Raw genomic sequence first — 20,421 nt, 5'->3', positions numbered from 1 at the left:
GATTGTCACCGGGCGCGCGGGGCGGGCGCCAGCCCGGGCGGCGAAGCAACGACGGGCACGACCGCCCGGCGTCCGTCGGCCTGCGCGGCGCGCCAGTGCTCGCGCTCGGGGGCGATCAGCTCGCGCAGCTCGGCCGAGTCCTCGCGCTCGGCGATGGCCTCGGCGCGGTCGAGGTCGGCGCCGGCCGCCGTGCCCTGCCCCAGCGCGGTCCGGGCGCGGGCGCGGAAGGCCAGCGCCGGCACCTCGAACTCGGGCACCGACTCCATCTTCGCGATGCGCGCCAGTACGTCGTCGAGGATGGCGAGCGCCTCGACCGGCCGGCCCGCCAGTTCGAGCGCGCGGGCATGGGTGGTCGAGATGACCAGCGGCAGCGAGCCGAACTCGCTCGTGCTCGCGCCGCGCGCCCAGGCGTGTGCCGGCGCCGACACGGCCAGCGCCTCGGGCAGACGGCCGAGGTCGATGAGCACGCGCGCGAGCATGGCCTCGTTCAGATGCAGCACGTCGGGCTCGTCGCGCGCGCGTTGCAGCTCGATGCCCCGGCGCAGGCTGGCCAGCCCTGCCTCGGTCTGGCCGAGCTTGGCGAGTGCCCGGCCCCGCAGCGCGTAGTACAGCGGCAGGTTGGTGCTGTCGTGGCGCGGGTCGGCCTCGCCGATGGCGATGGCCTCGGCCCAGGCGTCGGCGGCGGTGCGCGGGTCACCCGAGTAGTAGGCGTTGTCGGCCAGCATGCCGAGCGCGAGCGAGACCAGCCCCGGCTCGCCGAGGCCGCGCGCCACCGCCAGCGCCTCGCGCGCTGGCGCCACGCCGCGTGCGGGCGCCATGCGGCGGTCGAGCGAGGCCTGTTCGAGCACCACGCGGAAACGCGTCTGCGAGCCGTGGTCGCCGAGGGCGTCGAGCACGCGCAGGCCCTCGTCGATCGCGGCCTGGGCGGCATCGCGCGATTCGGCGCGCAGCAGCGCATGGGCCATGCCGCCGAGCGCGCTCGCGGCTTCGGTGCTGACCGGGCCGTGCAGCTCGCGCGCGAGGGCGAGGCGCTGGCTGTCGAGCTGGAGCTGGCGCTCGGGTTCGCCGAGGGCGTCGTACATGCGCGCGAGCTGTTCCAGCAGTTGCAGCCGCGCGGCCGGCGCGTCGCGCAGCTCGGTGACGATGCGCTCGGCGCCCTGGTCGAGCAGCTCGCGCGCGGTGGTGTTGCGGGCGGCGGCGGGGTCGGCCTGGTCGCCGTCGTTCATGCCGAACACGCCGGTGATGAAGGCCTGCACGGCGCGCGCGGTGGCGGCCTCGTTGCGCGCGATGCGGGCCTGCTCGCGGGCCTCGCGTGCCTGCCAGAGCGCCACGCCGCTGCCCGCGAGCAGCGCCGCGAGCGCCACCGCGCCCGCGCCCACCTGCACCTTGTGCCGCGCCACGTAGCGCGCGGCGCGATAGCCGAGGCGGTCGGGCCGGGCTTCGACCGGCAGCCCGTCGAGATGGCGCCGCAGGTCGCGCGCGAAGGCGTCCATCGTCGGCCAGCGCGCGGCCGGTGCCTTGCGCAGCGCGCGATTGAGGATGGCGTCGAGATCGCCGCGCAGCGCCCGCGCGCGCAGGGCATCGCGGGCGCGGCTGCTGGCGGGCGGCGCGTCGAGCGTGGTGATGGCCTGTTCCAGCTCGGCGGCGCTCGCGCCCTGGCGCTGCCACGGGCGGCGGCCGGCCAGCAGCTCGTAGGCGACCACGCCCATGCCGAAGATGTCGCTCGCGGTGCCGATCGGCGCGCCGGCGATCTGCTCGGGGCTCGCGTACTCGCGCGTGAGCGGACGGCCGGCCAGCTCGGTGAGCGCGGTGGCCTCGGCGCCAGACTCGGCCGCGTCGGCGCCGAGCAGCTTTGCGATGCCGAAGTCGAGCAGCTTCACCTGTCCGTCGGGCGTGACGAGGATGTTGGCCGGCTTGAGGTCGCGGTGGACGACGAGGCGCGCGTGCGCGTGGGCGACCGCGTCCATGGCCTGGAGCAGCAGCGCGACGCGGGCACGGGTGTCGAGGCCGCGCGCGTCGGCATAGCTGTCGATGCGCTGGCCCTCGACCAGCTCCATCGCGAGCCAGGGCCGGCCCTGGGCATCGACGCCGGCGTCGTACAGGCGCGCGATGTGCTCGTGCGCGAGACTGGCGAGGATGTCGCGCTCGCGGGCGAGGCGGTCGGCGAAGGCACCATCCCAGGCGAGGCGCGGCAGCTTGAGCGCGACCTCGCGCCGCATGAGGCCGTCGCTGCGCTCGGCGCGCCAGACCGTGGCCATGCCGCCCTCGCCGAGCCGGTCGAGCAGGCGCCAGGGGCCGATGACGGCGCCGGGCGCGGCTTGGGGCGCGCGCATGCCGTCGGCGCCGACCGGTGCCGGGCCGCGCGCAGCCTCGGCGCCGGCGCCCGCCGGTCCGCCACGGCCAGCCGAGGCCGAGTCCTGCGGTGGCGCGGCCTCGCCCTCGGACGGGAACGGGAAGCCGAAGGCCGGCGCCGCCGCGAGAAAGGCGGCGGACTCGATCGCGTCCTGGCGATCGAGCAGCCGCGCGAGCGTCGCGCGCCGCGTGGCGTGCTCGGGACCGAGAGCCGCCAGCCAGCCGGCGCGCTCGGCCGGCGCGAGCGTGAGCGCTTCATCGAGCAGCGCGCTGAGCGCGGGCCAGTCGGCCGCGAGGTCGTCGAGCGGCGTCATGGCGCGGCGGCGGCAAGGTCGCGCGCCATGCTCAGGCCCGCAAGGCGTGCGCGAGCAGCAGCCGCGCCTTGTCCCAGTCGCGCGCGACGGTACGCACCGACAGGCCCAGCACCTCGCCGATCTCGGCATCGGTCAGCCCGCCGAAGTAGCGCAGCTCCACCACCTGCGCGAGGCGGGCGTCGAGCCGCGCCAGATCGGCCAGCGCTGCATGCAGCTCCAGCACCTCGGCCGCGCCCGGATCGGTGAGACGGCCGGCCAGCTCGGTGTCGATCGGCAGATGCTCGACCTCGCCACCCTGGCGCTGGCTCGCGGCGGTGCGCGCCGCATCCACCACGACCGAGCGCATCACGCTGGCCGCGTAGGCCAGAAAGTGCGACCGATCGGCCGGCGCCACCTGCCCCGCGCCCTGGAAGCGCAGATAGCACTCGTGCACCAGCGCCGTGGTCTGCATGCCGCCGTCGTGACCGTTGCGGGCCAGCCGCCGGTGCGCCACCCGCCTCAGCTCCGGATAGAGCAGCGCATACAAGCCATCGAAAGCCGCCCGGTCGCCGCCGCGCAGCCGCCCAATCAGTTCCGTCACCTCGCTCATTGCCCTCACCTGCCACCAGATCGCGGCCGATGATAGGCGTGACGAATTTCCGTCCGAGCCGGTTTTTCATCGTATCGACGGCTTGACGGCAACAGGCGGCTCTTGTTGCGAACCGTCCGGCGGACGCGACTCGCACGCCGGCCGACGCCCGCGCCGCAGCGTCGGCCAGGCCGCCGCCCAGCACGCGGCGCAGGCCAGGCCGAGCGTCGCCGCCAGCCCCAGCACCGGCAAGCCGAGCGCGAACACCGCGCCAAAACCGGCCTTGCCCACCAGCCCGCGCACATAGCCGCGCAGGAAGAGGCGCGCCGCGCCCTGCCCGCGCCGGCTGTGCTCGCGCACCACCATCGTCGCGCCCACGATCGGCAGCGAGGCGAGCAGCCCGGTGGCGAAACCGCCGAGCGCCGGGCCTGCCGCGTCGGCCAGCGCGGCAAAGGCGCCGATCGACAGCGCGGTGGCGGGCGCGAGCGGCGCGGGCGGCAGCGGATCGGCCTCGATGGCCTCGAACGCCTCGCTCGCCCTGATCGGCGGCTCCGGCCCTTGCGCCCGCGCATCGGATCCTGCCGGGCGCCCGGCCCGCGCCCCGAGGCGCGCCAGCATCAGCTCCGCGACCAGCGTGCAGCCGAGCGCGAGCAGCAAGGCATCGTCGAGCCGGGCGCCGGCGCCCAGCGCGACTGGCAGCAGCGCCGCCGTCGGCGCCAGCCCGCCGAGCAGCGCGCCCGTCACGCCGCCGCGCCGCGCCATGAGGCCGTAGCCGAGCGCGAAGGCCGCGAGCAGCGCGCAGGCGGCCACGCTGCCGACCGCCGCATGCACCGCGAAGGCCGCGCCGTGATCGAGCGCGATCCAGGCCAGCGTCGGCGCCGTCACGAGCGGCAGCGCCGCCACCAGCCCGGCCAGCGCCGGCCGCCGCCGCGCCACCGCCATCACCAGCCCGACCGCCGCCGCCGTCAGCGCCGCCTTGCTCCACCCATCCATCGCCGTCCCCCGAGCCGCCCGCGAGGCGGGCCATGACAGGGGGAACGGAATCGGGACGGCGATCCGGACATGGGCCGCACGGCTTGCACGCCAGTGAAGCGCCACGCGGTCATTGCGGGGCGCTCAGACCAGCTGGCGCCGATTGATCCACCGGCTTGCGTCTGAAAGACCGCATGCCATTTTCCTGCGGGACGATTTCATATTTTTCGGGCATCAATGCCAAAAGCAGACTTGCAAGGCAGGCCTGTTCCGACGAGGTCAATTCTTCTGTCGCAATCATTTGCTCAAGTATGTCGCGAACCCGCCGATGCTGTCGGGCATTGCTATTGAGTGACCACAAAGCCGCCTTGAACACGGCTTCCAGAACTGCGTCATTGCGATCCTGCGCCGTCTTTTTTGAACTGGCATACCGATCGATGGCACCCGAATATTTTTCATAATTGAGCGCCTTGACGACACGGCGCACGGGAACTGCCTCACCGGTCGCGAGAAAATCGGCCCATAACATGTCAAGCACCACCGGATTATCGGGCTCAAGCGCCCGCCAATCCCTGCCATTGCCTTGATACCGCCTGCCTTCTGGCTGCCTCATCAGATAAGCACGGGCTTCCTTGGTGCCTGATTGACCGGCCGCGGTGAGCAAGACTTGCCGATCAGGCCCATTCAAATCAACGAGTTCATCAAGCCAGCCCTCAATCCTCTCAGGATTGGAGGCCATGACCTGAGCCAAAAATGCGATGACAACCCCGCTTGTTTTCGGATCAGACATTCGCCCCGATTTGCTCCATGCACGCACTTCGGTCACGAGGCGCTCGGGTGTCGGACGTTCGTAGTAATGATTGATCCACTCATTGGCGAATGCGGCCTGCATTGCCAACATCAGCATCGCCATCAGCAAGAATAGAAAACGCATGAAATTACCCACCGTTTGAAAGACCAATTTTCAGCATGGCTGCGATTGACGCTGGAGCAATACAACTCGGGCTGGCAAGGCTCCGCTTGGAAGTTTGCTTGAAAATCCAGAAACGGCTGCACAGAGCGCGAGTGAGAGTTGCGCCTCGAACGTCTTTTAACACGCAATTGAGATTTCACACAGGCCTTAGAGCCCGTTTGAAAACCCAATTAGTTGTCAAAAAAGCGGCTTGGACGTAGCTTCGATTGCCCTGTTTTTGCGCAAGAATTAGGCAATTTTGCTGAGAAATGCCGCTAAAGTCACACTGCCGGCCGCTGCTTTTGAGTTCTCAAACCGGCTCTAAGTCAGTCGATGGGCAATTGCCAAGCCCGACCAACGATCGAAGCCCCTGCGTGCGTCTTTCATCAGGGCTAGAGGCGATTCGATTACCTCGCAAAGACCGGTTGTAGTTTCGCAGTCTTATCCTTGCCGATTCGACGCTGTCAGTCTTTATTGAGCGATTGGCTGAATGCCGTGATTCAATGGCTGGTTTTTTGTGCGCCTGAAATCATTCAGGTCGGGGCCGGCTTTTTCTTGACAGGCGGGGAAGCCCTTGTAGGGAAGTCCTTGTAGTTGGAGTTCAGCGGCTGCCGAAGGCAGTCCGCTGCAATGACGAGTTAGAACGCACCCTATTTGTCCTACAGAGCAACCAGCTCGGCGAGCTTGGCCGCGATGTCAGCCATTGACTCTTCGGCAGTGCTAAGACCGCTACGCGACCCAAGCAAGGGACTGACGTCGCGCAGCGCCTCGTAGGTAGTGTTATGGACTACTGGAACCAATAGGTCGCGTGCCAGCAGTGCCGATAGTTCTTTTTCGGCAATGCCCTCTGCAGAGATGCGCTTCAGAAGCGAAGGCGTGACCAGAACAATGCCTACGCGAGACTTTGCAAGTCCTTTGTCGATTTCGCGCAGAAGGCTTGTGCCGAGTAAGACATCCTTTTCACTAAACCAAACAGTGACGTTATTGGACTCGAGGAGGTCATGCAGCTCTTTGGCCGCGTCTTTTCGGTCGTCCCAGGCGTGGCACAGAAAAACGTCTCGGAGGTCAGGTAATGAAGAGCGTCTTTCAACGCTTTCTCGAATCGGTGTAAGAGATCGCACCTCAGCGGGCGTATACACCACTGACGATCCGGCCCTCGACCAGCGCGGCCGCGCACTGCCACGAGATGAGCCTGAGCTGATTCCGCCGCCTCCACTGCTAGTTACAGGATAAGAGCGAGACGGTGTTGAGTAGGAAGCGTACCCGCCAAAGCTGCGATAACCGCCGCCACCGCAAGCGGGACAATTCGCGCGTCCGCTCGCTGTGCGATGTCCGTATCTGGGGGCCGTGCATTGAGCCATATTGTTTTCCTTATTTAAAGAATGCCGAGTGGTTTCCTGTGCGCTCTAACGTTGAAGTTCAGCGGCCGCCGGAGGCGGTCCGCTGGAACGCCGGGTTGGGCGTCATTTTGTGAGGTGAGGTAGGAAAGGATTCAGGCTTGTGAACTTACTACACGCTGCCTTGAGTTCTGGGGCGGCGTTGTCCCAGAATACAACATGGACGATGTATCCATTTTCTACCAAATCCTCCACCACAGGTACGAAGTCCTTATCTCCTGCGACCAAAGTAACCTCGTCCATGCCTTTGCGGATTTTTCCAGAATACACGTCTTTCGTAATCTGATGGGCAATGGCTACATCGACCTTCTTTTCTTTTCCAGCGAAATTTTTCTCGTAGGTTTTTACTTCGAATCCTTTGCGCCGTACCATGTCCCAGAACGTATCCGATGGTGGCGGCGAACCCCAAAGTTTCGCACACCCAATCTCGGAGCGATCTCCGCAAACGAACTCGTGCAATCGACCATAATCAGGCTGCCAAGACTTGTCGGTGACGTGATTATTCATCGCCGCTACATACGTCTCCGCACCTGCCATTTTCTTGGCCACAGCCGAGGCGCGGCTGCCTTCGATGAAGACGTTGGAGTTGTCTACGTAAGTGAAGTTAAGCGGATTACTCATATGACTCCCTGTTGGTAGATGGTTTTTTGACGCCCAACGTGCTAGTTCAGCGGCCGCCGAAGGCGGTCCGCTGGAACGCCGGGTTGGGCGTCATAGGGTGCTTTCGCTTACGGAGCTTTGGGGCGATTTTCATTTACTCTCTCGCGTTCTCGCTTTTCAGCCTCTCTTGCGAGTTGCTCAGACGGTGTTCGGAACTCGATCCAACACTTTTCTTGACATCGCATCTCTACGCGCCCTTCTGCTGTAGACCAGCTCACCCACGATACATCGCTGCGGTCGAGTTGATTCTCGGTAGGCCTTCCGAAGCGCTGACTGATGGAACTGGCGATTTGCTGTCGATCGGCAGGCCCAAAAATTTCCACTTTGATCTGTTGCACCTTGTCTTGTCTATCCAGAGATAGTTCAAACCAAGCGTGAGCGGCCCATTCCGGCCTGCTTTCCGGTTTTGGAATGTGGACAGAACCCAGTTTTCCGCCCGTGGGTTTGTATATAAATGGCTTGTCGATCCAGCAAGGCGCCTTTGCCGCTTCCGTGTTGGACGGACACTTCTGCATACGTAGCGGTTCACCAAAAGGAATTCCCAAAATTTGCTTTCCAGCCTGTGCTTCGGCAGTATTGGCAATTCCGGCTAAGGCTATCGCCGCAAGCTGTGCTGCAAAGCGAATCATGGCTTTGTGACCCCCAACTAGTTTTATCGTGCACGCCATGCCTGATAACACGCCGCCAAGCACGATTCCTACTCCGCACCATACTTCACAACCCATTGATTCGACACGGCCATTCGCCGCTATGGATATTTCAGTCCTAGTACTAAAACTACCTTCAAACCCAGCATCAATCCCGCGCCCATATCAGACCGTGCGCGATAAAACCTCCCCTGCGCAATAACACCGCCCATCGGGTCGCAGAAATCCCTGTTGCTTCAATGCGTTGGCACCATGTACTGTTTTTAAAAACAGCACCAACAGCACCCGCATGCCGCTCCCTTTCCGTCCCAACCGCCCGCGCGCCGTGCCGGCGCTCCCGCCGCTGCAATCCGTGCGCCTGCTCGACCAGGTACGCGAGCGCATCCGCTATCTGCATTACTCGCTCAAGACGGAGCGCGCCTATTGCCTGTGGGAAAAAGCCTTTGTGCGTTTCCACGGTCTGCGGCATCCGCGGGAGATGGGGCTCGGCGAGGTCGAGGCTTTTCTCACCCATCTGGCGGCAGATCGCGGGGTATCGGCGTCAACGCACCGGCAGGCGCTGTCGGCGCTGCTGTTCCTGTATCGGCAGGTGCTTGGCGTTGACCTGCCCTGGCTCGATGACATCGGCCGCCCCAAGGCTCGCGAGCGGCTGCCGGTGGTGCTGTCGCAGCAGGAACTGGCGCGATTGTTCGGGGCGATGCCGCCCGCCGCGCCCGCGACGCTGGCTGCGCGCCTGCTCTACGGCACGGGCATGCGGCTGCTCGAATGCCTGCGGCTGCGCGTGAAGGATGTGGACTTCGACCGGGGCTGCATCACCGTGCGCGATTGCATGGGCGCCCTCCCCGCCTGACCCGCCCATGCCCCACCCCGCCCCCTTCCCCGGCTACGCCGAACTCCACGCGCGCAGCAACTTCAGCTTCCTCGTCGGGGCATCCCACCCGCGCGAGCTGGTGGCCGAGGCGCGGCGGCTGCGCTATCTAGCGCTGGCGATCACGGATGAATGCTCGCTGGCCGGCGTGGTGCACGCCTGGGAGGCGGCGCGCGAATGCGGTCTGCCGCTCATCACGGGCAGCGAGTTCGCGCTCGATGCCGATCCGGCCGCGCCGCCGGTGGTGATCGCCGAGGAGGCCCGCTTCGGCCCGCCGCTGCCCCTGCCGCCGCTGGCGCCGCGCCTCGTGGTGCTGGCGCGCACGCGCGCCGGCTATGCGCATCTGAGCGAGTTGATCTCGCTGGCGCGCATGCGGGCGCCCAAGGGCGATTACGCGCTGACCGTGGCCGACCTCGAAGGCCGCACGCCCGGCTTCGAGCATCTGCGCGGCCTGCCTGATTGCCTGGTGCTGATGCTGCCGTCGGTGCGCGGCACCACGCGCGACGCGGCGCGCCGGCTGCTGGCCGAGGCGCGCTGGGCCGCCGGCTGCTTTGGCGCCGACCGCGCCTGGCTGGTGGCCGAGCGCCATTACCTGGGCGACGAGGTGCCGCATCTGCACGGCGTGCTGGGGGCCTCGCGCGCGAGCGGCCTGCGCATCACGGCGGCGGGCGGGGTGCTGATGCACAAGCGCTCGCGCAAGCCGATGCAGGACACGCTGACCGCGATCCGCGTCGGCCTGTCGCTGCCGCAATGCGGCTGGCATCTGCTGCCCAATGCCGAGAACCACATGCGGCCGCTGCGCCGCCTGCGCGGGCTGTACCGGCCCGACTGGCTCGACGAGTCGGTGCGCATCTCCATGCAATGCACGTTCAGCCTGGGCGAGCTGCGCTACGAGTACCCGACCGAGATCGTGCCGTCGGGCCGGTCGCCGGCCAGCTGGCTGGCGCGGCTCACGCTGCGCGGGGCGCGCGGGCGTTATCCGGCGGGCATGCCGGAGAACGTGAGGAAGCAGGTCGCGCGCGAGCTGGCGCTCATCCGCGAGCTGCGCTACGAGGCCTTCTTCCTGACCATCGACGACATCGTCCGCTTCGCGCGGTCGCGCGGAATCCTGTGCCAGGGGCGCGGCTCGGCGGCCAATTCGGCGGTGTGTTTCTGCCTGGGCATCACCGAGGTCGATCCCAAGACCGAGAGCCTGCTTTTCGAGCGTTTCATCAGCAAGGAGCGCGGCGAGCCGCCGGATATCGACGTCGATTTCGAGCATCAGCGGCGCGAGGAGGTGATCCAGTACATCTATGCCAAGTACGGGCGCGACCGGGCGGCGCTGGCGGCGACGGTCATCCGCTACCGGCCGCGCTCGGCGCTGCGCGATGTGGGCAAGGCGCTGGAGATCGACGAGGCGGCGATGGAGCAGCTGATCAAGTCGCAGCAATGGTGGGACGGCAAGCAGGTGCGGCCCGAGGGCGTGCTGGCGGCCGGCTTCACGATGCAGTCGCGCCGGGTGCGGCAGTGGATCGAGCTGACCAATGCGCTGGTGGGTTTTCCGCGCCATCTGAGCCAGCACGTCGGCGGCTTCGTGATTTCGGCCGGCAAGCTCACCCAGCTGGTGCCGGTGGAAAACGCCGCGATGGACGGCCGCAGCGTCATCCAGTGGGACAAGGACGATCTCGACACGCTCGGGCTGCTCAAGGTGGATGTGCTGGCGCTGGGCATGCTCACCGCCATCCGCCGCACGCTCGAATGCGTGGCGGCGCGCGAGCTGCGGCGCGCCGGGCCGGCGCCGACGGGCGCGCCCTCGCCGCTGGAGCTGGCGGCGCGCACCGGCCGGCCGCTGGCGATGGCCGACGTGCCGCGCGATTGCGCGCGCACCTTCGCGATGATCCAGCGCGCCGACACGGTGGGCGTGTTCCAGATCGAGTCGCGCGCGCAGATGGCGATGCTGCCGCGCCTCAAGCCCGACAAGTTCTACGACCTGGTGGTGGAGGTGGCGATCGTGCGGCCGGGGCCGATCGTGGGCGGCATGGTCCATCCGTACTTGCGGCGCAAGCAGGGGCTGGAGGCCATCGACATTCCGCATCCCGACCTGGAGCCGGCGCTGCGCCGCACGCTCGGCGTGCCGGTGTTCCAGGAGCAGGTGATGCAGATCGCGATGATCGCGGCCGGGTTTTCGGCCGGCGAGGCCGACCAGCTGCGGCGCGCGATGGCGGCCTGGCGGCGCAAGGGCGGCGTCGACCGGTTCCGCGACCGGCTGGTGGGCGGAATGGTCGAGCGCGGCTACGCGCCGGACTTCGCCGAGGCGATCTTCAGGCAGGCCGAGGGCTTTGGTGAGTACGGCTTTCCGGAGAGCCATGCGGCCGGGTTTGCCCAGCTGGCCTGGGTGTCGGCCTGGCTCAAGTGCCATCACCCCGATGCGTTTCTGGTGGCGCTGCTCAACAGCCAGCCGATGGGCTTCTACGCGCCCGCCCAGCTGGTGCAGGACGCGCAGCGGCATGGCGTGGAGGTGCGGCCGGTGGATGTGCTGACGAGCGACTGGGACAGTGCGCTGGAGGGCGACGCCGCGGCGGCCGGCAGCGACGCGGCGGCGCCGCCGGCCCCGGCGCTGTCGCCGGTGCGGCTCGGGCTGCATCTGGTCGCCGGCCTGCCGGAGGCCGCCGCGCGCCGTCTGCTGGCGGTGCGCGCCGAACTGGCCGCGCGCGGGCTGGCCTTCGTCAATGTCGAGGACCTGGGCCGCCGCTGCGAGCTGGACAAGCGCGCGCTCGATGCGCTGGCCGAAGCGGGCGCGCTCGCGGCGCTGGCGGGCAACCGGCGCCAGGCGCGCTGGCAGGTGGCGGGCGTGCGGCCGCTGCCCGGCATGCTCAAGGATTCACGCATCGACGAGGCGCCGCTGGTACTGCCCGCGCCGCGCGAGGGCGCCGACATCGCCGACGACTACCGCACGCTCGGCCTCACGCTCGGCCGGCATCCGCTGGCGCTGCTGCGCGACCGGCTCGGCGCGCTCAGGTATCGCAGCGCAGAAGAGCTGGCGTTCTGGCGTCACGGCCAGCTGGCGCGCGCCTGCGGGCTGGTGGTGGGCCGGCAGCGACCGGGCACGGCCAAGGGCACGATGTTCGTGACGATCGAGGACGAGACCGGCGCGGTGAACGTGATCGTGCGGCCCGATCTGATCGAGCGGCAGCGCGAGGCGCTGCTGTCGGCGCGGCTGCTGGGCGTGATCGGCAACTGGCAGAGCGACGGCGCGGTCAGGCATCTGATTGCCGGGCGCATCGAGGATCTGTCGGGGTTGCTGGGCGGGCTGGTGGCGAAGAGCCGGGACTTCCATTGACCGCCGTGCCGCGCCGGCCGGCGGCGGCCGGCCCGCAGACCGCCGCGCAAACGGGCAAAGTCGCGGCTGATTCCGCGCCCCTTCCCCGCCCATGAACGACCTTGCCCCGCCCGCCAGCACCAGCGCCGCCCGCCTAGGCGCGATGCGCCGCAGCATCAACAACGTCATCGTGCTGGCCGACGTGGCGCAGGCGCGCGACATGGCGACCGCCGCGCTGCTGGCCGGCACGTCGCTGCGCCCGCGCGACCTCGACGACCCGGCGCGCACCCACTCGGTGGCCGAGGAGTTCCAGCTCATCCGCAACCTGCTGCGCCATTGCGGCGATCCGCCCGGGCTGGGCATCGACGCCGGCGTGCGCTACCGCTTCACCACGCTCGGCCCGGTCGGCTTCGCGATGGTCAGCAGCCACAACCTGCGCGGCGCCTACGACATGGCGGTGCGCTACAGCGATCTGGGCCCGTCGCTGCTGCGCAGCCTGCATGCCGACGCCGGTGCCGCGCTCGGCATCCGCCTGCTCGACGACGAACTGCCGCCCGACCTGCGCCGCTTCGCGCTCGAACGCACGACGGCCGTCGGCCTCACCGTATTCGGCGGGTTGCTCGGCCGGCCGCTGCTGCCCGAGCGCATCGATTTCAGCTTCGCCGCGCCGGCCGATCCGGGCCTCTACGAGCGCTTCTTCGGCTGCCGTCCGCGCTTCGGCCAGCCGGCCAGCAGCATCGTCTTCTCGGCCGCCGACGCCAATGCGCGGCTGTCGCTCGGCAACGCGATGGCGCTGCGCATGGCCGAGGCGCATTGCCGCCTGCTGCTCGCCGCCGCGCGGCAGCATGAGCGCCTGGCCGACCGGGTGCGCGCGCTCATCCACGCCAGCCATGCCGAGACCCGCGCGCTGGCCGACATGCGCAGCGTGGCCAATGCGCTGTGCCTGTCCGAGCGCACGCTGCGGCGCCACCTGCGCGACGAAGGCACGACCTTCACCGCGCTGTGCGACGGCGTGCGCGAATCGCTGGCCGAGGCGCTGCTGGCGATTCCGCGCCTGCCGGTCGAGCGCATCGCCGAGCAGCTCGGCTACTCCGAAACCGCCTCCTTCGTGCATGCCTTCCGGCGCTGGAAGGGCAGCACGCCGCGCGCCTACCGGCTCGCGCGGCACGGCATGCCGGCGGCCGGCGCCGACGATTCCGACGACTGACCGCGCGGCCGCCGCGATCAGCAATCTGGCCGGCGCGGCCCTGTCGCGGCACGCCGGCTGCCGGAACACTCGGCGACGGGTTTTTTCCGCCCGTCACCTCCACTCCGTCGATGGCCGAGCAACTTCTTTCCGCGCCCGGGCGGCCGTCCGCGCTGGCGCTGCGCCGCCTGCTGTGCGCGCTCACCGCCACGCTGGTCGGCCTGACCCAGGGCTTCGGCCTCAATCTCGTCAGCGCCAATCTGGCCGCAATCCAAGGCTCGCTCGGCGCGACGGCGGCCGAGGCCAGCTGGCTCAGCACCGCCTATTTCGCCAGCGCGCTGTCGTCGTCGCTGCTGCTGGTCAAGTTCCGGCTGCACTTCGGCCTGCAATGGTTTGCGAGCCTCGGGCTGCTCTTCTTCCTCGCGGTCGCGAGCCTGCATCTGCTGGCCGACGATCTGGTTTCGGCGGTCGCGGCGCGCGCCGCGCTCGGGCTGGCCGCCGCGCCGCTCAGCACGCTGGCCGTGCTCTACATGATCGAAGCCTTCCCGCCGCGCCTCGCGCCGGTGGGGCTGCTGCTCGGCTTTGCCACGCTCCAGCTCGGCGCGCCGCTGTCGCGCGTGGTGTCGACCGATCTGCTCGAAGTGGGCCAGTGGCACGGCCTGTTCCTGCTCGACGTGGCGCTGGCGCTGATGAGCCTGGCCGCCATCCACGGCGTGCGGCTGGCGCCGGCGCCGACGCGGCCGGCCTTCAGTCGCGGCGATCTGGTCGCATTTCCGCTCTATGCCGGCGGGCTGGCGCTGCTGAGCGTGGCGCTCTCGCAAGGCCGGCTGCGCTGGTGGACCGACACGCCCTGGCTCGGCGTCTGCCTGGCGGCGGCGCTCGGCTGCATCGGGCTGTATGCGCTGGTCGAGCTGCACCGGCGCGCGCCGATGATCGATCTGCGCTGGCTCGCGCAGCCCTACATGCTTCGCTTCATCGCGGCGGTGCTGCTGTTTCGCGTGGTGCTGTCCGAGCAGACGGTGGGCGTGGTCGGGCTGATGACCGTGCTGGGCCAGAGCAACGAGCAGATGCGGCTGCTGTTCGCACTGGCGAGCCTGGCGCTGCTGGCCGGCTTCGTCCTCGCCATCGCGCTGGCGGCGCGCGGCGCGAGCCCCTGGCTGGCGCCGCTGGCGATGGCGCTGGCGATGCTCGCGGCCTGGGCCGATGCCGATGCCACCGCGCTGTCGCGGCCCGAGCAGTTCCTGGCCACGCAGGCGCTGCTGGCGCTGGCGCTGGGCGTGTTCTTCTCGGCGTCCTGCCTGCTCGGCTTCGGCCCGGTGGTGCAGGACGGCAGCCGCAATCTGGTGAGCTTCATCGCGGCGTTCAGCGCGGCGCAATACCTGGGCAGCCTGCTCGGCTCGGCCTGGATCGCCACCTTCGTGGCCGAGCGCCAGAGCTGGCATTACGCGGCGCTGGCCCAGCACCTGTCGCTGGCCGATCCGCAGGTGGCGACGCGGATCGGCCAGCTCGCCCGTTCGGTCGCGCCGGTGGTCGGCGATCCGGCCGCGCGCGGGCTCCAGGGCGCGGCGCTGCTGGCCCAGCAGGTCACGCGCGAAGCCTTCGTGCTGGCCTACGACGACCTGTTCCGCGCCATCGCGCTGCTGGCGGCGGCGCTGCTGCCCTGGCTTGGCTGGCTGGGCTGGCGCGGCTGGCGGCGCGAGCGGGCCGGTCGCGCCGCCGCGCCAGTCACACCCGCCGCGCCGCCTTCTCCTCCCACCCTTCAGGACTCGCCTTGAACGCCCCGTCGTCGCCTCCCTCGCCGCCCACGCTGCGCCGCCGCAGCGCGCTGCTGCTCGCCGCCGTCTTCCTCGCCGGCATCGCGCTGGTGCTCTATGCCTGGCGCCTGCCGCCGTTTGCCGGCGCGGTGCAGACCACCGAGAACGCCTATGTGCGCGGCAGCGTCACCGTCATCGCGCCCAAGGTCGACGGCTATGTGGCCGAGGTGGCGGTGCGCGATTACGCCAGCGTGCATGCCGGCGACGTGCTGGTGCGGCTCGACGACCGCAACTACCGCGCGCGGCTGGAGCAGGCGCGCGCCCAGCTCGCCAACCAGCAGGCCGCGCTCGACAACCTCGAACAGGCGCGCCGCGTGCGTGAGGCCGGCATCGCCAGCGCCGAGGCGGCGCTGGCCACCGCCCAGGCCCAGCAGATCAACGCCCGCGCCCAGCTCGCCCGCACCCGCGCCGACGCCCGGCGCGGCGCGGCGCTGGTCGGCGACGGAGCCATCTCCGAGCGCGAGCGCGACCAGAACGACGGCGCCCTGCGCGGCGCCGAAGCCGCCGACGCCCAGGCCGGCGCCGCCATCCGCCAGGCCGACGCCGGCCGCCGCGTGGCGCGCGAGGACTTGCGCTCGGTCACCGTCAACCGGCGCGCGCTCGAAGCCGGCGTGGCCGCCGCGCGCGCCGCCGTGGCGCTGGCCGAGATCGACCTCGACAACACCCGCATCCGCGCGCCGCGCGACGGCCAGGCCGGCGAGATCGGCGTGCGGCTCGGCCAGTACGTCACGCCCGGCACCCAGCTGCTGGCGCTGGTGCCGGCGCGGGTCTGGGTGATCGCCAATTTCAAGGAAGCGCAGACCGCGCGCATGGCGCCGGGCCAGCCCGCCACGCTGCGCATCGACGCGCTGGCCGATGCCGAACTGCGCGGCCGGGTCGAGCGGCTGTCGCCCGCGACCGGCTCGGAGTTCAGCGTCATCCGCGCCGACAACGCGACCGGCAATTTCACCAAGATCCCGCAGCGGCTGCCGGTGCTGATCGAGCTGGAAGCGGATCAGCCGCTGGCCGCGCGGCTGCGGCCCGGCATGTCGGTGCTGGCGCGCGTGGATACCGCCGAGGGCGCGCGATGACGGCGCGCCGCCGGCCCGATCCGCGCCGGCGCGGCGCCCGCGCCGGCCTGCCCGCCCGCGCCGCCCGCGCCGCGACGCTGGTCATGGTGGCCGCGCTGGCCGCCTGCACCACGCCGCCGGCCGCCGCGCCGCTGCCGCCCGCCGTCCCGGCGCGCTGGCTCGGCAGCGACGGCACGGCCAGCGTCGACGCGCGCTGGTGGGAGAACTTCGGCGACCCGGTGCTCGGCGCCCTCGTCGACGAAGCCCTCGCGCGCAACCTCGACCTGCGCCAGGCCGCCGCCCGGCTCGACGAGGCCGCCGCGCTCGCCGCCGCCCAGCACGGCGCCGCCCTGCCCCAACTCGACGGCGGCGCCGGCGTCGAGCGGCTGCGCGACATCGGCGCCGCCACCGGCCAGCCCTACTACGCCACCAACCATGCCGCGCAATTCCAGGCCGCCTGGGAGCTCGACCTGCGCGGCCGCATCGATGCGCTCGAACGCGCCGCCGATGCCGACCGCGCCGCGCTCGCCGCCGCCCGCGACGCCGTGGCCCTGAGCGTGGCGGCGACGGTCGCCAGCGGCTACTTCCGGCTGCGCGCGCTCGATGCCCAGCTCGACCTCGCGCGCCGCACCCTCGCCTCGCGCGAACGCTCGCTGGCGCTGACCGTGGCGCGCGAACGCAACGGCTATGGCAGCACGCTCGAATCGGCCCAGGCCCGCGCCGAACTGCGCGCCACCGCCCAGACCCTGCCCGAGCTGGAACAGGCCATCGATGCGCAGCAGCGCGCGCTCGACCTGCTGCTGGCGCGTGCGCCCGGCCCGATCGAGCGCGGCCGTGCGATCGACGCGCTGCGCCCGCCCGCGCTGCCCGGCGCCGGTCTGCCGTCGCAACTGCTGCGGCGCCGGCCCGACCTGGCCAGCGCCGAATGGCAGCTGACCGCCGCCGACGCCCGCTTCGCCGCGGCGCGCGCCCAGCTGCTGCCGGCGCTGCGCCTGACCGCCAGCTTCGGCAGCGTCGGCTCCAGCGTGCTGCGCGGCGACCCGTTCGGCGTGTGGTCGATCGGCGGCAGCGTGCTCGCGCCGCTGTTCAACGGCGGCCAGCTGCGCGCGCTTGCCAGCGCCAGCGGCTCGCGCCGCGACCAGGCGCTCATCGGCTACGAGCGCGCGGTGCTGACCGCCTTCGCCGAGGTCGAGCTGCAACTCGGCGCCCGCGCCCGGCTCGACGCGCAACTGGCCGAGGTCGAGGCGCGCCGCGCCGCCACCGCCGACGCGCTGCGCATCGCGACCCGGCGCCATGCCGAGGGCTATGCGTCCTATCTCGACGAACTGCTGGCCCAGCGCAGCCTGTTCGCGGTCGAGCAGCAATGGCTGCAACTGCGCGCCGACCGGCTCGCGACCGACGTGGCGCTGTATCGCGCGCTCGGCGGCGGCTGGGGCGATGCCGCCCGATGACGGTGGCGCCGACCGGAATACTTGATGCTTCTGCTCGGGCTCCCAACGCAAGGAGGAAGCCTCATGCCCACCGACAGTCCCACCCTGTTCAGCCATTGCAAACCCGGCGACACGCCCTTCGTCAGCGGCGGTCTGCGCGACTTCTTCGAGTACCGCGATCTCGGCATCGCGGCCGCGACCCACGGCAAGGTCATCGCGCATCTGGTGCGTGCGGCCAATGCACCCGAAAAGGGGACGGGCTGGCACCGTCATGAGGCCGAGTTCCAGATCGTGGTCATGACCCGTGGCTGGGCCCGCTTCATGTACGAGGACAAGGAAACTCTCGTCGAGGCCGGCGACGTGGTGCATCAGCGCCCGGGCATCCGGCACTACCTGTTCGACTACTCGCCCGACATGGAGTACCTGGAAATCGTCGGTCCGGCCGACTTCAAGAGCGTGGATGTGGAAGGGCCCTGCGCGGTGCCGGAGCCGACGCCGTGGGAGAAGAAGGCCGAGACGGTCTGAACGGTCGCGCCGGCTGCGGGCTGCCGGCGACGGACGCAGGTATGCCGCCCTCGGCGCCCGCGCGGAGCGCCGGCATCACCCCCCCGCCCGCGCCAGCGTGAAGCTCGCCACCAGCCCGCCGCCCGGCGCATTGGCCAGCGCGAGCCGCCCGCCATGCAGCTGCGCCACCCGCTCGACGATGGCCAGCCCCAGCCCGCCCCGCCCTTGCCGCCGCGCGCCGCGTCCAGCCGCGCGAACGGCCGCAGCACGCGCTCGATCGCCGCGTCGGGAATGCCGGGGCCGGCGTCGATCAGGCTCACATGCACCCAGCCGCCGGGCCGGGCCGGGCCGCAGCCGCCGGGTGCGATGCCATCGGCCAGACCGATGTGCAGCTCGAAGGGCGCGGCGCCGTGGCGCTGGGCGTTCACCACCAGATTGGCCACCGCGCGGCCGACCGCCACCTGCCGGAAGGCGAAGCGGGGAACCGGTTCGGCATGCACGGCGAGCGTCGTCGCCATCACCGGCAAGGCCGCGTGCGCCGCCTCGACCGCCACCGCCACCACATCGCCCGCGCCTGCCGCCTCGTCGCTGCCGACCCGGGCGTAGTCGATGAACTGGTCGATGATCGCGTTGGCCGCCTCGATGCCGCGCGTCATGCCGGCGATCAGCTCGGGCTCGCGGCCGTCGGCCAGCATCTCGACGCCGAGCCAGAGCTTGGCCAGCGGCGTGCGCAGGTCGTGCGAGATGCCGGCGAGCATCAGCGCGCGCTCGCGCTCGTTGCGCTCCAGCGCCTCGGCCATGCGGTTGAAGCTCGCCGCCACGAGCGCGATCTCGGTCGGGCCGTCCGCGCGCAGCGCGGGCGCCGGGCGGCCGGCGGCGACTTCGGCCGCCGCCTCGGCGAGGCGCGCGAGCGGCCGGTTGAGCCGGCGCTGGATCGCGAAGGCGCCCGCGAGCGCGAGCAGGGAGCCGATCAGCGCGCTGCCGAACACGAACAGGGTCACGTCGTTCAGCACGCCGCTGAAGGAAACGCCCATCCACATCGGCGTGGGCGCGTCGACGAGCCTGATCCACAGCGCCCGCCGCGGGCCGCGCTGCCACACCACGTCGCGCGGCTCGCCCAGACGCAGGGCCAGCCGGCGCAGCAGCGGGCGGAGCAGCGGATCGGTGATCGGCTCGCCGGCCGGCGGCGCCACGGCAAAGCTGCGCGCGCCGAGCGATGCGGCACCCGCTCGCGGACCGGCGCCGGCCTCGGCCGGCGCCGCGCCGTCGGCGCCATGCCCGGCCGCGCGCGCCACCGCGTCGAGAAAGCCGGCGCGCTCGACCTCGGGCAGCCGCGCGAGCGCGAGGCCGACGCTGTGCGCCTCGATCGCCACGCTGTCGAGATAGCGCTCGACGCGCGGGCGCTGCACCGCCGCGAGATAGAACACCGCCAGCCCGATCTGCGCGACCGCCACCAGCACGCCGATCAGCAGCAGATGCCGGCCGAACAGGCTGCGCGGATAGAGCCGCATCAGGCGCCGCCCGCGTGGCCGGGGTTCGTCCCGGCGCCACGGCTCGCATCCCCGGCCTCGCCGCTCGCCGCACCGCTGTCGGGCGCGAACACATAGCCGTAGCCGCGCACGGTCTGAAGCCAGCGCGGGCGCGCCGGATCGGCCTCGATCAGCCGGCGCAGCCTCAGCATGGTCACGTCGATGCTGCGTTCGCCGGCGTCATGGTCGGGACCGTAGGCCAGCTCGATCAGCCGCTCGCGGCCGAGCGGCCGGCCGGCGTGGCTTGCAAGCGCATGCAGCAGCGCGTACTCGCCGGCGCTGAGCGGCACGGTCTCGTCGCCGCGCAGGAGGCGGCGCGCGGCCGGGTCGAGCAGGTAGCCGCCGAAGCGGATGCTGCCGGCGCGCGCTCCGAGCGGGGCGCGGCCGGTCATGGCCTGACGTCGGAGCATCGCGTTGACGCGCGCCAGCAGCTCGCGCGGGTTGAAGGGCTTGGGCAGGTAGTCGTCGGCGCCCATCTCCAGGCCGACGATGCGGTCGATGGCCTCGCCGCGCGCGGTGAGCATGAGGATGGGCAGGGTCTCGCCGGCGGCGCGCAGGCGGCGGCAGATGGCGAGGCCGTCCTCGTCGGGCAGCATCAGGTCGAGCACCAGCAGGTCGAAGCGCTCGCGCAGCAGCAGGCGGTCCATCTGCGCGGCGTCGGCCGCCGTGCGCACCTCGTGGCCGTGGCCGCCGAGAAAGCGCTGGAGCATGGCGCGCAGGTCGGGCTCGTCATCGACGACGAGCAGGCGGGCGGGAGTGTCGTTCATGGCCGACGATGCTAGCGGCGGCGCGGCGCCAGCGGGCGCCGGCGGCGGGCGCGGGCGGGCGGCTCGGTTTCAGCGGATTTCATGCGCGCCACGCCGAAACGCGGCGCGACAAGC

At 70.7% G+C, this 20,421-nt stretch carries 15 protein-coding genes and 1 pseudogene; 7 read left to right on the top strand and 9 right to left on the bottom strand.

Features of this window, described 5'->3' with window-relative positions; all coding sequences use genetic code 11:
* Positions 1-5: 5 nt before the first annotated feature.
* The 7 genes from B9P64_RS08005 to B9P64_RS24265 all read right to left on the bottom strand — a co-directional run bounded on the left by B9P64_RS08005 (position 6) and on the right by B9P64_RS24265 (position 7,844).
* Positions 6-2,666 carry a serine/threonine-protein kinase gene (locus B9P64_RS08005; protein ID WP_028311088.1) on the bottom strand — a complete coding sequence of 887 codons (2,661 nt, stop codon included), beginning with the start codon at positions 2,664-2,666 and terminating at the stop codon, positions 6-8.
* Between the two features lie 31 nt (positions 2,667-2,697).
* Positions 2,698-3,255 carry an ECF-type sigma factor gene (locus B9P64_RS08000; protein WP_028311087.1) on the bottom strand — a complete coding sequence of 186 codons (558 nt, stop codon included), beginning with the start codon at positions 3,253-3,255 and terminating at the stop codon, positions 2,698-2,700.
* Positions 3,256-3,321: 66 nt separating this feature from the next.
* Positions 3,322-4,227: a hypothetical protein gene (locus B9P64_RS07995; protein ID WP_028311086.1), complete on the bottom strand. Its 906-nt coding sequence runs from the start codon at positions 4,225-4,227 to the stop codon at positions 3,322-3,324.
* A 109-nt stretch (positions 4,228-4,336) separates the two neighbouring features.
* Complete coding sequence (locus tag B9P64_RS24270) at positions 4,337-5,140, bottom strand: hypothetical protein (protein ID WP_139826198.1); 804 nt, start codon at positions 5,138-5,140, stop codon at positions 4,337-4,339.
* Between the two features lie 677 nt (positions 5,141-5,817).
* Positions 5,818-6,297, bottom strand: coding sequence for a toll/interleukin-1 receptor domain-containing protein (locus B9P64_RS07990; RefSeq protein WP_235839926.1), 480 nt, complete (start codon positions 6,295-6,297; stop codon positions 5,818-5,820).
* 324 nt (positions 6,298-6,621) lie between these two features.
* Positions 6,622-7,176, bottom strand: coding sequence for an NYN domain-containing protein (locus B9P64_RS07985; RefSeq protein ID WP_084544889.1), 555 nt, complete (start codon positions 7,174-7,176; stop codon positions 6,622-6,624).
* A 107-nt stretch (positions 7,177-7,283) separates the two neighbouring features.
* The gene (locus B9P64_RS24265; RefSeq protein ID WP_139826197.1) at positions 7,284-7,844 is read right to left on the bottom strand and encodes a hypothetical protein; all 561 of its coding nucleotides are present in this window, start codon (positions 7,842-7,844) and stop codon (positions 7,284-7,286) included.
* 370 nt (positions 7,845-8,214) lie between these two features.
* Between B9P64_RS24265 and B9P64_RS07980 the strand changes: the two genes are divergently transcribed.
* From B9P64_RS07980 to B9P64_RS27965, 7 genes are all read left to right on the top strand, one after another.
* Entirely contained in the window at positions 8,215-8,712 is a 498-nt protein-coding gene (locus B9P64_RS07980; RefSeq protein ID WP_425387926.1) for a phage integrase N-terminal SAM-like domain-containing protein, read from the top strand.
* 7 nt (positions 8,713-8,719) lie between these two features.
* On the top strand, positions 8,720-12,049 hold the full coding sequence (locus B9P64_RS07975; RefSeq protein ID WP_139826196.1) for an error-prone DNA polymerase: 3,330 nt from the start codon (positions 8,720-8,722) through the stop codon (positions 12,047-12,049).
* A gap of 91 nt (positions 12,050-12,140) precedes the next feature.
* On the top strand, positions 12,141-13,235 hold the full coding sequence (locus tag B9P64_RS07970; protein ID WP_085315687.1) for an AraC family transcriptional regulator: 1,095 nt from the start codon (positions 12,141-12,143) through the stop codon (positions 13,233-13,235).
* A 110-nt stretch (positions 13,236-13,345) separates the two neighbouring features.
* Positions 13,346-14,989: an MFS transporter gene (locus tag B9P64_RS07965; protein WP_085315686.1), complete on the top strand. Its 1,644-nt coding sequence runs from the start codon at positions 13,346-13,348 to the stop codon at positions 14,987-14,989.
* Positions 14,986-16,098 carry an HlyD family secretion protein gene (locus B9P64_RS07960; protein ID WP_139826195.1) on the top strand — a complete coding sequence of 371 codons (1,113 nt, stop codon included), beginning with the start codon at positions 14,986-14,988 and terminating at the stop codon, positions 16,096-16,098. The genes B9P64_RS07965 and B9P64_RS07960 overlap by 4 nt, the downstream gene beginning before the upstream one ends.
* A complete protein-coding gene (locus B9P64_RS07955) occupies positions 16,095-17,528 on the top strand; it encodes an efflux transporter outer membrane subunit (protein WP_217808662.1) in 1,434 nt (477 codons plus the stop codon). Before B9P64_RS07960 ends, B9P64_RS07955 begins: the two co-directional genes overlap by 4 nt.
* A 63-nt stretch (positions 17,529-17,591) precedes the next feature.
* Positions 17,592-18,032: a cupin domain-containing protein gene (locus B9P64_RS27965; RefSeq protein WP_085315685.1), complete on the top strand. Its 441-nt coding sequence runs from the start codon at positions 17,592-17,594 to the stop codon at positions 18,030-18,032.
* 182 nt (positions 18,033-18,214) lie between these two features.
* Here B9P64_RS27965 and B9P64_RS29860 read toward each other — a convergent pair.
* Together B9P64_RS29860 and B9P64_RS07940 are read right to left on the bottom strand one after the other, a co-directional pair.
* Positions 18,215-19,045 (bottom strand): annotated as a pseudogene (locus B9P64_RS29860) (HAMP domain-containing protein); the annotation flags it as partial.
* A gap of 476 nt (positions 19,046-19,521) precedes the next feature.
* Positions 19,522-20,307, bottom strand: coding sequence for a response regulator (locus tag B9P64_RS07940; RefSeq protein WP_051378365.1), 786 nt, complete (start codon positions 20,305-20,307; stop codon positions 19,522-19,524).
* Between the last annotated feature and the right edge of the window lie 114 nt (positions 20,308-20,421).

The organism is Derxia lacustris, assembly GCF_002105195.1.
GTDB classification, from domain to species: domain Bacteria; phylum Pseudomonadota; class Gammaproteobacteria; order Burkholderiales; family Burkholderiaceae_E; genus Derxia; species Derxia lacustris.
This window is presented reverse-complemented; position numbering and strand designations above follow the sequence as displayed.

What these genes read in the sequence shown, in the direction of transcription:
- B9P64_RS08005 (WP_028311088.1), bottom strand. Translation starts at nt 2,666, where the DNA reads ATGACGCCGCTCGACGACCTCGCGGCCGACTGGCCCGCGCTCAGCGCG.
- B9P64_RS08000 (WP_028311087.1), bottom strand. Translation starts at nt 3,255, where the DNA reads ATGAGCGAGGTGACGGAACTGATTGGGCGGCTGCGCGGCGGCGACCGG.
- B9P64_RS07995 (WP_028311086.1), bottom strand. Translation starts at nt 4,227, where the DNA reads ATGGATGGGTGGAGCAAGGCGGCGCTGACGGCGGCGGCGGTCGGGCTG.
- B9P64_RS24270 (WP_139826198.1), bottom strand. Translation starts at nt 5,140, where the DNA reads ATGCGTTTTCTATTCTTGCTGATGGCGATGCTGATGTTGGCAATGCAG.
- B9P64_RS07985 (WP_084544889.1), bottom strand. Translation starts at nt 7,176, where the DNA reads ATGAGTAATCCGCTTAACTTCACTTACGTAGACAACTCCAACGTCTTC.
- B9P64_RS24265 (WP_139826197.1), bottom strand. Translation starts at nt 7,844, where the DNA reads ATGATTCGCTTTGCAGCACAGCTTGCGGCGATAGCCTTAGCCGGAATT.
- B9P64_RS07975 (WP_139826196.1), top strand. Translation starts at nt 8,720, where the DNA reads ATGCCCCACCCCGCCCCCTTCCCCGGCTACGCCGAACTCCACGCGCGC.
- B9P64_RS07970 (WP_085315687.1), top strand. Translation starts at nt 12,141, where the DNA reads ATGAACGACCTTGCCCCGCCCGCCAGCACCAGCGCCGCCCGCCTAGGC.
- B9P64_RS07965 (WP_085315686.1), top strand. Translation starts at nt 13,346, where the DNA reads ATGGCCGAGCAACTTCTTTCCGCGCCCGGGCGGCCGTCCGCGCTGGCG.
- B9P64_RS07955 (WP_217808662.1), top strand. Translation starts at nt 16,095, where the DNA reads ATGACGGCGCGCCGCCGGCCCGATCCGCGCCGGCGCGGCGCCCGCGCC.
- B9P64_RS27965 (WP_085315685.1), top strand. Translation starts at nt 17,592, where the DNA reads ATGCCCACCGACAGTCCCACCCTGTTCAGCCATTGCAAACCCGGCGAC.
- B9P64_RS07940 (WP_051378365.1), bottom strand. Translation starts at nt 20,307, where the DNA reads ATGAACGACACTCCCGCCCGCCTGCTCGTCGTCGATGACGAGCCCGAC.